This is a genomic window from Hominiventricola filiformis (assembly GCF_020686965.1).
Taxonomy (GTDB): Bacteria; Bacillota; Clostridia; order Lachnospirales; family Lachnospiraceae; genus Hominiventricola; species Hominiventricola filiformis.
The window spans coordinates 1-12,488 of sequence record NZ_JAJEPS010000011.1 but is presented as its reverse complement, the minus strand read 5'-3'; the positions used below and the strand labels follow the sequence as shown (position 1 = coordinate 12,488).

The 12,488-nt window shown below is 47.4% G+C and carries 8 protein-coding genes; all 8 read right to left on the bottom strand.

Going from position 1 to position 12,488, the window contains the following annotated elements; translation table 11 throughout:
* Positions 1–144: 144 nt before the first annotated feature.
* Positions 145–1,464 carry an aspartate kinase gene (locus LKD36_RS11300; RefSeq protein ID WP_308459654.1) on the bottom strand — a complete coding sequence of 440 codons (1,320 nt, stop codon included), beginning with the start codon at positions 1,462–1,464 and terminating at the stop codon, positions 145–147.
* A 132-nt stretch (positions 1,465–1,596) separates the two neighbouring features.
* Positions 1,597–2,298: an L-ribulose-5-phosphate 4-epimerase gene (locus LKD36_RS11295; RefSeq protein ID WP_308459653.1), complete on the bottom strand. Its 702-nt coding sequence runs from the start codon at positions 2,296–2,298 to the stop codon at positions 1,597–1,599.
* Between the two features lie 75 nt (positions 2,299–2,373).
* On the bottom strand, positions 2,374–6,861 hold the full coding sequence (locus tag LKD36_RS11290; protein ID WP_308459652.1) for a dockerin type I domain-containing protein: 4,488 nt from the start codon (positions 6,859–6,861) through the stop codon (positions 2,374–2,376).
* Between the two features lie 14 nt (positions 6,862–6,875).
* Positions 6,876–9,086 (bottom strand): transglutaminase-like domain-containing protein, encoded by a 2,211-nt coding sequence (locus tag LKD36_RS11285; protein WP_308459651.1) that lies wholly within the window; start codon positions 9,084–9,086, stop codon positions 6,876–6,878.
* Entirely contained in the window at positions 9,087–10,232 is a 1,146-nt protein-coding gene (locus LKD36_RS11280; RefSeq protein WP_308459650.1) for a DUF58 domain-containing protein, read from the bottom strand.
* Entirely contained in the window at positions 10,229–11,176 is a 948-nt protein-coding gene (locus tag LKD36_RS11275; RefSeq protein ID WP_118771499.1) for an AAA family ATPase, read from the bottom strand. The genes LKD36_RS11280 and LKD36_RS11275 overlap by 4 nt, the downstream gene beginning before the upstream one ends.
* Entirely contained in the window at positions 11,145–12,278 is a 1,134-nt protein-coding gene (locus tag LKD36_RS11270; protein WP_308459649.1) for a prenyltransferase/squalene oxidase repeat-containing protein, read from the bottom strand. Before LKD36_RS11270 ends, LKD36_RS11275 begins: the two co-directional genes overlap by 32 nt.
* A partial coding sequence (locus LKD36_RS11265) for a hypothetical protein (RefSeq protein WP_308459648.1) occupies positions 12,275–12,488 on the bottom strand: 214 nt, incomplete at its 5' end. The genes LKD36_RS11265 and LKD36_RS11270, both read right to left, overlap by 4 nt.

The window sequence follows — 12,488 nt, the reverse complement described above, 5'->3', positions numbered from 1 at the left end:
CTTTTTTGCCCTCTTTTTGGTTTTCTTTCTGGCAGTATAGCATATTGTTTCCCAAAATAACGGGATTTCACAGAATTTTAAGGATTCTTAAGATAGTTTAAAAAGCTCCCGAATCCGGATGGAATTCGGAAGCTCTCGTATTCATTACAGCTGTGTTGTAACAAAAATATCGTAGATTGCCTTGATTGCCTTCTCAAAATCTTCGTTTCTCACTCCGATAATAATGTTCCACTCACTGGAACCCTGGTCAATCATTTTCACATTTACATTGGCATGTGCCAGTGCTGAGAAAATTCTTCCGGCTGTCCCGCGGTTGGACTTCATGGCACGTCCTACGACTGCTACAAGCGCCATGTCTCCTTCCACTTCCAGATAATCAGGATTTACTGCACGCTGAATGCCTGCAAGTACCTGCTGCTCTTTCTCCTCAAACTCGTCCTGATGAACAACGATGCTCATGGTATCAATACCTGATGGAATATGTTCAAAGGAAATGCCCTGTTTTTCAAACTCTTCCAGAACCTTGCGGCCAAAACCAATCTCGGAATTCATCATATCCTTCTCGATGTTGATTGCCACAAATCCCTTTTTACCGGCGATACCGGTAATGGTATAATCCGGTTTATGACAGGTGCTTGCCACAATCATGGTTCCCTTATCACCCGGACGGTTGGTGTTCTTGATATTGATCGGAATACCCGCTTTACGTACCGGGAAGATCGCATCCTCATGAAGAACCGTTGCACCCATGTAGGAGAGTTCACGAAGCTCTTTGTAGGTGATGACATCGATGGTCACCGGGTCTTCGATCAGTCTCGGGTCTGTTACCAGGAATCCGGATACATCTGTCCAGTTCTCATAGAGATCCGCTTCCACTGCTCTTGCTACGATGGAACCAGTCACATCAGAGCCTCCTCTGGAGAAGGTCTTGATCTTTCCATCCTCATATGCGCCGTAGAATCCAGGAATAACTGCCTTCGGCATGTCTTTCAGCTTTTCTTTCAGCAGTCTGTCTGTCGTCTCTGCATCGAACTCTCCATCTTTGTTAAAACGAATCACCTCTGCAGAATCCACAAACGGATAGCCGATAAAGGCAGCCATCAAAATACCGTTCAGGTACTCTCCGCGGGAAGCCGCATAATCGCTTCCTGCTTTATTTTTAAAGTTCTCCGCAATAGTCTCAAATTCCTTATCCAGAGAAAGCTTCAGGTTCAGCCCACCGATAATCTCATTGTAACGGGCTTTGATCTGTTTTATCTGTCCGTCGAAATCTTCTCCGTTAGCTGCGGCATAATAACACTGATACAACATATCTGTAACCTTGGTATCTCCAGTGTACCGTTTTCCAGGCGCAGACGGAACTACATAACGGCGGCTGTCTTCTGCCAGAATAATCTTTCCTACTTTCCGGAACTGTTCTGCACTGGCCAGTGAGCTTCCACCAAATTTGACTACTTTTTTCATCACTTTATCTCCTCGTATTTAAAAATACTATTCATGATTATACTTGTATTGCGCGGAGAAAACAACTGTTTTTTCTAAAAGAATGCCGGGATGCTGTACATTTTTCCGCATCCCGGCACTGATTGGTCCTTTTTATTTCGTATCCTGTCCGTAATAAGCATTTGCACCATGTTTTCTGTAGTAATGCTTATCCTGCAGCTCCTGCGGTGCCGGCTGGATTCTCGGCTCGATAACCTCGGCACGATATGCCATCTTGGCAACCTCTTCCAGAACAACCGCATTATGAACTGCTTCATGTGGATCCTTACCCCATGCAAACGGTCCGTGGTTCTTGCACAGACATGCCGGAACATCCATCGGATTTCTTCCGCTCTCCTTAAAATAGTTCACGATCAAGTGGCCGGTATTTGCCTCATATGCCTCCTCGATCTCCTCTTTGTTCAGACAGCGCATGCACGGGATATCTCCATACATATAGTCTGCGTGAGTGGTACCATAGCACGGAATACTTCTTCCTGCCTGTGCCCAGCTGGTCGCATAGGAAGAATGGGTATGAATAATACCCCCGATCTCCGGAAATGCTTTATAGAGCTCCAGATGAGTCGGTGTATCAGATGACGGTTTGTAATGTCCCTCCACACGGTTACCTTCCATATCCATAACAACCATATCTTCCGGTTTCATCACATCATAATCCACACCACTTGGTTTGATCACAAACAATCCTTTTTCACGATCGATTCCGCTGACATTTCCCCAGGTAAATGTAACCAGACCGTATTTCGGCAGAAGCATATTGGCTTCCCAGACTTCTTTTTTTAATTCCTCCAGCATTTTAAAAATACCCCTTTCCAGCTTCGAAAAGCGCTCACATATTTAGTTCAAATATATACTGTTTCCAGTATAATGTCAATTCGCTTTTCCGTCGGGAGTATCCGCCGGGAACTCTTTTAATCTACCTTTGCAGTATCCATAAATCAGCTCTGCATCCATGGCGTCCACTTCACCATCTCCGTCCACATCTGCTGCCTTTAACTGCTCTTCGGACGCCTCGATTTCTCCATTGGCAATCTGGACTACCAGTTTCGCATCATCCTCATTGACAACACTGTCACCATTCACATCTCCGGTAAGTTGTTCCGCTCCTGCTATGGTAAGCTCCACTTCTGCAGACGGTGCTGTATAATCCACCCCTGCCACGCCGTCTTTGTCCTGATATTTCACATGCTCAAAACGGATTTCAAATTCGGTATCCTCTGCCGTCAGCGGCTGATCCGAATAAGAAATCAGATCCGTAATATCTCTGGAAGTTCCATTGGTATAATGAGCAATGACTTTGATTCCTGCCGGTTCAAACAGGTCACCCACTGCATAAGCCGTCTTTGTCGGAGGTTCTGCAATCTCCAAATGGTCAATGGTGCTTCCCAATGCCATCAATCGTCCGGAATCATTTTTAAAATAAATGGTTCCGTCTTTGTCCACAATCGGGCTGCAGATGGCATACTGGGCCTCTTCCCCATCCGGGGTAAAGAGTACCGGAGCTGTCTCATAATCCACCAGTTTTCCATTGACCCGATAACTTTCCGTTATGGTTTTTCCCGGTGCGGTCTGGTCTTCCTTATCCGTAATCACCCGTAATTTGCCAGGTGTATAATTATCAAAGAAATAGATATAGGCAACACCTTCGCTCTTCTCGTAGGCAGTTGTCAGAAGTCCGCTGGTCTGCGGATAACCCATGGTTTTTACCTGGTATGCAATTCCCCAGTTTTTAAGATCCAGCACCGTAATATTATGGCCGGAATAAGCACCAAACTGGCTGGCTCCGCAGACACCGATGTAAGCTCTGTTTCCATAGATGGTCGGAGTACTGGTACTCATGGGAATTTCTTCACTGCCATTTTTCAGCTGGATATACTTCAGAGAATTTTCATCAATAATACCATTTTCATCTGCGGTCACCCCATAGAAATATCCGCCCTTGGATGTGAAATAGTAGGAGTTTGTCCCCTCCTGTCTCACAATGTTGCATCGAATATCCCCGGTGTGCGGAAGCGTGATCTGGCTGATCACAGCTCCCGTCTTCGGATCCAGAGAAAGAAGACTGGCATGTCCGGTCGTATAGCTTGCTTCACCATCATCGGTTCCAATCAGGACAAAATCATTCGATACATAAGCTCCTGCCCAGTAGAAACCGCCCTTCTGCGTATAGGCCCAGGAAGCTTTCTTCTCTTCCTTGGTGGAAGAAGGATCTTCATCCGTCACAGACAGGCATACAAAATTCGCACGCTCCACTTCAGACCGCCAGAAACCGGTATAAATATATCCATTCTTATAGATAATCGGACAGTTCGGCTGACCGCCCAGTTCATCATGGTAGATCCACAACGGTTTCAGCGTATCCGCATTAAACGCCTGGATACAGCCATTCGCCAGCCCCACGAAGATCATGCCGTCCGCATAGGTCGGCGGATTAATGGCAAAGCTGGAAGCATGATCCATGGTTCCGCTGGCTTCCACTTCTCCCGTCATTTTGTTCACTTTATAGATCTGGTTTTTTGCGTAAGTATAAATATAATCCCCTATCAGAATCGGACTTCCGCATGCATCGGAATCGTATCCTTCTCCTAATGCTGTCGACCAGTACAGAACGGCTTCCTCTGCAGTTCTCGGAACCGGAATATTTTCTACTACTCCGTTATTTTCCTCATCATACCGGAAGGTCGGCCATTCTGCATCAAATTTCACAAGTGAAGTATTTTCCGATGCTTTTTCCAGTTGAACGTTCACCGTCTCCGCCTGGGAAGATGCCTTGTAATTGCTGACTTCCTTTGCCCGATATCCGCTGGCTGTGATGCGGTACGTATAAGAGGTTCCGGGGATCAGCCGATACACGCCATTCTCCGGCAACACTGTTTTCTTGTTTCCATTATTTTTCACGAGGATCCGCGCATTTTCCGGTTCCGTCTGAAATGTCACCTCTACCGGATCCATCTGCCTGATGTGAATCGTATAAGTCATGGGAACGCTGCCAGCAGCAATATTGTGAATCTCAATCGCTACATTCTTTTCATCCCATCTATCCGGATCATCTCCCAAGGCAAATTCTACATTTTCCAGTGAGTCATATCTCGCACCATCCATCAATGCATAATATCCGCCACAGCAATCCGTGGTATCCAGCGTGTTCGGAAATTCCGCCTGGAACCAAATTGCCTTACTTCCACGCTCTACCGTCACCCAATATTCATCAACATTACGGTTAAAACTGATGATATTTCCTTTCTGATCTGTCAGATCAAGGGAAGTTCCTCCAAGAGAAGCCGCGAAATTGATTATATGGAGGGATCGTTTAATCTTGACTTCATAGTCCTGATACAGCGTAACGGATGCATCTGTATCTGAAGTTTTGGAAAGACGCAGGCTCAGGTTCTGTCCATATCCGGATTTTGCAACCAGTGAGCCGAGGATCGTGCAGGCGCCAGTTGAGGAATAAGGTTTCTTAATCTGCGTCTCATAAAAAACGTCATTGGTTGAACTAATCGTCGTCTGCTTCTGATAGCGGGCATTAATCCGATAGCCCGTCTCACCTGTTGCCTGTGCATAGACTGCCGTATTCATATCCGGTACCACACACTCATACTGATGTGTACTCTTCTGATATTTAGAATTCAGTGTAAATTCTTTTCTTTTCGCTGCTCCTCCATTATCATACAGTGCAAAGGCTGTCATAGCATCTTTAGTCTCTGGTGCTGCCACATGCACCGTCTTTCCTTCTGAAGCCAGGAACGATGCTGTACTGTGATACCAGCTTCCTTTGGTAGCTGTATAAGTATATTGCTCTCCTGGTATCAATAAATAAGTTCCATCATCCTCTGCCTTGATTTCGGATAACGCCTGGTTCGTCACCTGCACTTCTGTATCCGCCGGGACTTTTAACGTCACTTTGGCGGCATCTGTTCGGGTGATCCGCAGTGTATAAACAGTGGGATTTCCTTCTCCATAAGATACTGATACCGGAATCTCATAGGTTTTCTTCTCCGGCAGTTCCACAATGCCGGAAGCATTCTGATCCACCAGTACCGTACACCCTTCTTCCAGGGGCGTTCCACTGATAACCACTCTGTCAGAAGTCGTGCAAAGCTCATATGCCATGGTCAGATTCTGAAATCCCGTCATCAGCTCCGTATTTCCTGCCTTGACAAAAATATTTTTCAAAGTCGGATAGCGCTGCAGTTCCATCTCATAGGACTGAATCATCACATAGCCAAAATCCGCCCTGTTCTCATCTGTAACAGTATACTGTGCTTCCAGCTGGAACGTCCGTCCACCCATTCCCTTCTGCAGACAAAATGCCAGCGCAGTATATTCGCTGTTCCAGGTTCTGGCAGTTTCTGATTTGTCTTTGCCATCTGTTCCTGTGTAAATCGTCCTCAGACGCGTTGTAGCATCATCCAGAAGTGCACCGGATGCCGCATTCAGATAAATCCCGGAAGAACTGATGGTATCTGGAATCTGATAGACCGCTTTATGTGCAGATTTGTCCTGCTCTCCCGCATAAGGATTTTTGTTCTTGTCCAGTAGCTTAATATCCCCGAACCATTCGCCATCCGGGAGTGCAACCGTCAGATTTTTCTCAGAGACAATCTCCACATTTCCTTCTGTCCGGTTCCAGGTTCCATCGGATACAGAAAAATGATAGGTTCCTGCCGGTACCTGAATCGTTGTGCCATCTGCCTTTGTCTCATTCCCATAAGCATCTGTCATGGTAATCTTCAGACCGGTAACGGTCTGACTGCCTTTTGTCGCGGCAAATATTACCGTATATTTTGGTCCGTTTAAGATTGCTTCATAATCATTGACCGCCTGCACCAGAGCTGTCTGCAGACCTTTCGCATCTTCACTTCCTGCTCCGCGGCAGAGTCCTTTTAATGCATTGTCATATGCCTGCTTTGCAGGCTCATACTTCTGAAGCTTTTCATAATCTTCTTTTGCCCGGTACTGACCCAGATAACGGATCAGTTCCAGCATATTTTCTGAATAGGCATCTTCTGCTTCTGTAAAACAGAGAACCGTTACGTCTTTCAGCTTCGTATCCAGCTGATAGGCATTTCCGTCAAAAAAACGCCGGTAATTGCCGGTCACTCCGTCGATGGAAACAATCCATCCATCCTCCAGTCCTGCGAACTCATGTCCACTTTCCGCCAGAAGTTCCTTTACGGTCTGGTCTTCTCTTCCCGTAACCGCTGTCGGTTCTATGATCATTTCCGACTTTGTGGAAGCAGTTATGTAAACCGTTTTCGTCCCAGCCGCTTCCTCTGCATGCACCGTACCGCCAAACCCAATCAATAATGCGGCACAGAAGATCAGGAGTGCTGATAGTTTCCTTATAGTCTTCACGTTTTTATCCTCCTCTATCGGCAGATACATAGAATCCAACGGTATTTCAGCCGTTCAATCAGATTCCATTTTGCCATACAGTTTTCCCGTACCTGCTCGGCAAACTTCATTTCCTGTCCCTTTTGTTCCTCCGTCATAGGATGACTGCTGAACATTGCCTCATCAGAAAGTGCCCGCATTTCCCGGTTTTCCTTCTCCTCCGCAGTTCCCCCATGCTGCATCAGGCAGACCGCATAACCATACCAGGCCGCCACACCTTCTTTCGGTGAAAGCTGTTCCATTTCCTGGAGTTTCTTCAAAAGCTGTCTTCTACGATAAACCTGACGCCCAATCAAAGCCAGCAGCAGAAGTAAAAGAAGCAGAAATGCCCAGACAGGCGTCACCTTCCATTCGCTTCTGTCCCCGGATTCTTCTTCCATGGTATCCGGTTCTTCCTGCGCCATGTAGTCCTTATCCGGCGCTTCGTAAGAATCCTGTCCCAGACCAGTATCCTCGCTGACTCCGATCTCTTCCTGATCAATATAGCCAGGCGTTGTCTCAAAGGGAATCCATCCGATACCGTCCAGATAATACTCTGCCCACGCATGTGCATGGGTCTCATCCAGCACCAGTTCTTCTCCCGGTGCTGCCGCATTAGCCTCCTCCGGGCGGAGATAATATCCTTCCACATACCGGGCCGGCACGCCATAATAACGAAGCATCAGTACGGTTGCCGTCGCATAATGGACACTGTATCCTTTTTTCTTCTGTTCCAGTGTATAGGCAAGAAAATCATTATTTCCATTCAGTGTCACGGCACTTTCATCATATGCGAGATTTTCTTCCAGACACTGGTAAATACGTTCTTTGATCTCTGACAGTTTCAGCCTGCCTTCCGCAGGGGGAAGCAGACGTCCCAGCGTCGCCGCTGCCGTATCCGTAATCTGAAGATCTTTATCATATACGTATTTCCGGTAAGCATCCTCACAGCGAAGATATTCCTGCTCTTTGTCCGCCTTCTGATGATCCGCCAATTTCTGTAATACGGCATACCACTGGGGAACGCTTCCCGAAAGATAAGAAATCGTCCAGTTTTCCTCGTTCTTCTTTACTTCTGCATCACCAATCACATCCGCAGAAAGCAAGGAGCTGTCATGCAGCGCATAGGGAAGATACAGGTGTTCCCTGCAGGCGCCCAGATTTGTGATCTCCACTGTCTGTTCTGCCGTCTCTTCCTCTGTCAGATCAGAAGCAAGACCGATCATTTCATTTCCGTAAAACCCATTTTTATGAAGCCAGTAAAACAGCGCCTCACTGTCTGCTTTTTCTTCCGCCGGAAGTTCCTCCCAGGCAGTTCCGGTGTAGTTTTCCCTGATGACGCCGCGCAGATACAGTTTTCCATACTGATCCGCCTTCAAGGACAATGCCGCCGCATCGGATTTCTTCCAGCTTCCCAGATTTTCCAGATTTCCTTCCGGCATGGACTCCGTACTGCTATCATACAAAAAACGATGGACACTGTCCTTCCACCAGTTCTCTTGAAACAGGTCCATTCTTCCCAGGAAAGTGCCCGCCGTCAGGAGCAGTACCAGCGATACTGCAATCACCGCCGCATAAGCCGGAAGATTCCCCTTCTCTTCCCTGTCTTTTCCGATCTGTTCCCGGAATACCGGAAGCAGTAGCACACCTGCCAGAAATACAGCTGCCGCAATCACTTCCCTGGAAAATCCGCTTATCAGTGCTGCTGCCGCCAGAAAAATCACCGGTGAGACCGGCCATAATGTTCCATACCAGATGGCATTGGCTGTCAGAAATGCTGCCAGAAATCCAATGGAAAATAACGTAAAATACACATTTCCTTCTGCATTTACCTGAAAGTCCAGATAAATCTTTCCTGTTTTTTCCGTCATAAAATGCAGCATATCATTGGACAGTATCAGAAATCCATCCCGAATCCGTCCATAAAAGATCCCGGCAAATAAAAGATAAGGGATCAGTACGGCTGCCTGCCGGCCTTTGCTGTATCCTGCCAGCAGAAAAATTCCCAGACAAATGGAAGTGCCGCAGATTCCAGGGATTACCCATCCGCAAGACACAGAAGGAAATGCCGGCACAAACAGTCCAGATAATCCCATCATCAGAAACACAGCCGCCAGAAATCTTCCGGCATATGCCCTTCCACCGTCCACCGCTTCTTCCGGCACCGCCATCGCAAGCCCTGTTTTTGTCACGTCTTTTTTCCTCATCTACAACACCACCATCTGAAGATCCTCTGCAAAAGTCTGTGCATGGTATACCATGGTATTCCACCGGTTATCCGCAGGAATCCCATCGCAGAGCAGAATGGAGATCTCTCCACCGGAAAATTCCTCCAGACTCTCCGGAATCCTCTTTGCAAAATAAATGATCTTTCCATATTCCGCCCGGCCATAAGCATCCATCCAGAGAGAAACTCCATCTTCCACTGGATTCTGCCCGTTTTTGAGCATCTGTGGCAGAAGTCTTAACAATTCTTCCAATGTAAACGCTTCTTCCTGGCAGATCTCCTGTCCATCCGTCCATCCCAGGGTGTACTGTACTCCATCCTGGCTTAATGCCTGACAGATGGATGATACCGATTCCGCCATTGCATCCATCTCATCCGGACTTGCTTCTTCTGTATTCTTGTCCCAGAATACCAGCAGAGAACGGGATACCGGAAGACTTGCTTCCTTAATTAATATGTGGTTCAATTTGCTGGAAAGCTTCCAGTGAATCTGCTTTACCGGATCACCCGGTACATAATCCCGAAGCTGGAAAATCTCCGACGCATCGTTTCCTTTCCGGTCCGGTGCATAATTTTCCTCCTCATCCTGCTGACAGTAAGGAATCTGAAGTGACACTTCCGTGGAAAAGGTATTAGGAAGAATCGAAGTTCTTCCATCGCTTTTACAAGGAATTCTAAATGGGAGGAATCCAAACCAATCCATCACCGTTACTTTGCTTATCTCTGTATGAATATAGCCACAGTGTGTCCCGCAAATCGTGAACTCACTTTTGCCACTTCCTCCTGCCGGTACAGACATGATCAGCTCCAGTATGGAGTTCTCCCCTGTCAGCCTGTTTTCCGCCTGCACTGTACAAAAGAGATGAACTGCCGGTATTCTGGCATGATTCTGAATGGTCACTTCTGCCTGAATCTCTTTTCCTTTCTCAGCTGTGGACGGCATTTTCAATTCTGCTTCCAGTTTCTCTTTTAATAAGAAATTCATCCCCCAGGTACCCACAGGCAGAACCAGCAGCAGCACAACTCCGCCCCAGACCTGTGGAGCCATTCCCGACACCGCAACTGCACAGAGTAACAGGAACAGCAGCAGCCATCCTCCTAATGCAGTGAATTGTCTTTTTCTCATCTGGCACGAAACTCCTTCACTGACGGTTTTTTCACGTCTTTCAGAATCTCTGTCAGCAAATCATCTGCAGTGTATTCATGAAGCCGCGCCTTTGCGGACAGAACCAGTCGATGTGCACATACGGATAAAAATACTTCTTCTACATCTTCCGGCAGCACATAATCTCTGCCTTTCAAAAATGCATTGGCTTTCGCAGTCCGGCATACCGCCAGCGCACCTCGGGGGCTGACACCCAGCTGAATGTATTCCTGATGACGACTTGCCTCCGCAAGATCCGTTACGTATCCGTAGATTTCATCTGCCACATAGACTTCCGCTGTATCCACAATCAATTTTCTGAGTTCCGGAATATCCACTACCGCTTTTAACTGATCCAGCGGATTGGAATGGTGACGTTCTTTCATCAGCGCCACCTGGCTGTCACGGTCCGGATATCCCATGCTGAGGCGCATAAGAAAACGGTCCAGCTGTGCAGACGGCAGAAGCTGTGTACCTGCAGAACCAACCGGGTTCTGTGTTGCAAGTACCACAAACGGATCCGGAAGCGGATGGGTCACGCCATCTACTGTTACCTGATGCTCTTCCATTGCTTCCAGAAGCGCTGACTGTGTCTTACTGGACGTACGATTAATCTCATCTGCCAGCAGCAGATTGGTCATAATCGCTCCTGATTTGTACTGCAGTTTTCCGGATTCTTTTTCATATACAGAAAAACCGATAATATCAGAGGGAAGTGTATCGGAAGTAAACTGAATTCGTCTGGAATCCAGACCCAGTGCTCTGGCAAATGCCATGGCAAGCGTTGTCTTTCCTACTCCCGGAATATCCTCCAGCAAAATATGTCCCTGTGCCAGGACTGCCATCAGTACTTTTCTGATGACATCGTCCTTACCAATAATTGCTTTTTTAATCTCATTTTGAATCTGTTCTGTCAGCTCCTGCATTTGTCTTCCCCTTTCTTCTCACCGCCAGTACCACTGCTCCTGCAGCAGCTGCCGCGATCACAGCAATCACGATTTTCCTCATCGAAGTTCCGCTTTCCTGCGGACCTGTGTATTGTTCAAAACTATATAACCGCTCTTCACCCTGTCTGAGACGAAGAAGCGCCGTCTTCGCAAGAAGCACCTGCTCGCTTGCCATAAAGTTACTCTCTCTGTCAGACTGTGCATGTGCATATCCACCGTCATTTCTTGCAAAAGCTTCCATGCCATCGAGAAGCGTCACGCCATTTTTTGCAAACCGGTCATCTTCTGCCGGATCAGTTCCAAGAGCACAAAGAGCAATGACCGTCTGTGCACAGGATTCTGCACTTTCCTCCCCATAACTCACATAAGAACCATGTTCTGTCATGTGTTCTGACAGCCAGACAAGTGCTTCGTCAGATGCCGCCTTTACTTCGCTGTCTTCCTGATACGGCGCCAGCGCCTGCAGTGCCATGGCTGTGAGATCAGGATCTGCCGATCCTTTCTGCAATCCAAAACTTCCATCCTCGTTTTGCTCCGCAAGAATCTCTTCCACCATCATTTCCCGTGTATACTTTGCATCCTGTGGTTCCTCATAGGATCCTGCATCTGCAGCAATCAGAGAATAAATCCATCCATTCACGCCCTGGTCTCCCAGGCTTCCACCCTGGTACTGCCAGATGCCATCTTCTACAAGATCTGCTCCTCCAAACTGTTCCGGGTCTCTTCCCAGTGCCAGGACCGTAAGAATGACACGGTCATATTCCGTCGCTTTCCGGTCAGAAAGGCTGCCATTCCTTTCATAAGTTTCCTCCACATAGGTTTCCAGGTTTTTTGCATAAATCTGATAATGGTCCTTTTCTCCCGCCAATGCCAGAGCCATGGCCGCCCAGTCACTCTGGGGAGAGCCAGCAGGCAGTATTTCCTGCCGATTTAGGATCATTTCGTCTTTTCCTTCCAGTGCGGTTCTTAAGCCTTTTGCCGCACTTCGCACTTCCTCTTTCATAGTTCCGACAGCTGTTCCTGCGCCCAGCAATATTAGCATCATACACAGCAACACTGGAATTATCCGTCTTCGTTTCATGCTTCTTCTCCTCCCTGGTCAGGGGCCGGATCGGGATCCGGTTTATCTGGTTCCGGATCCGGATTATCTGGTTCTGGGTCCGGTTGGTCAGGATCTGGCTGATCGGGATCCGGTTGGCCAGGATCTGGCTTGTCGGATGCATCTTTACCATCTTTAATACGGTAGTAATCATCCATATCTACGCTGAGTTTTACCGTGGTATCTGGTTTT

Bases quoted from the DNA above. Each gene is read 5' to 3' on its own strand.
- LKD36_RS11270 (WP_308459649.1), bottom strand. From the start codon at position 12,278: ATGAAACGAAGACGGATAATTCCAGTGTTGCTGTGTATGATGCTAATA.
- LKD36_RS11300 (WP_308459654.1), bottom strand. From the start codon at position 1,464: ATGAAAAAAGTAGTCAAATTTGGTGGAAGCTCACTGGCCAGTGCAGAA.
- LKD36_RS11295 (WP_308459653.1), bottom strand. From the start codon at position 2,298: ATGCTGGAGGAATTAAAAAAAGAAGTCTGGGAAGCCAATATGCTTCTG.
- LKD36_RS11285 (WP_308459651.1), bottom strand. From the start codon at position 9,086: ATGAGGAAAAAAGACGTGACAAAAACAGGGCTTGCGATGGCGGTGCCG.
- LKD36_RS11280 (WP_308459650.1), bottom strand. From the start codon at position 10,232: ATGAGAAAAAGACAATTCACTGCATTAGGAGGATGGCTGCTGCTGTTC.
- LKD36_RS11275 (WP_118771499.1), bottom strand. From the start codon at position 11,176: ATGCAGGAGCTGACAGAACAGATTCAAAATGAGATTAAAAAAGCAATT.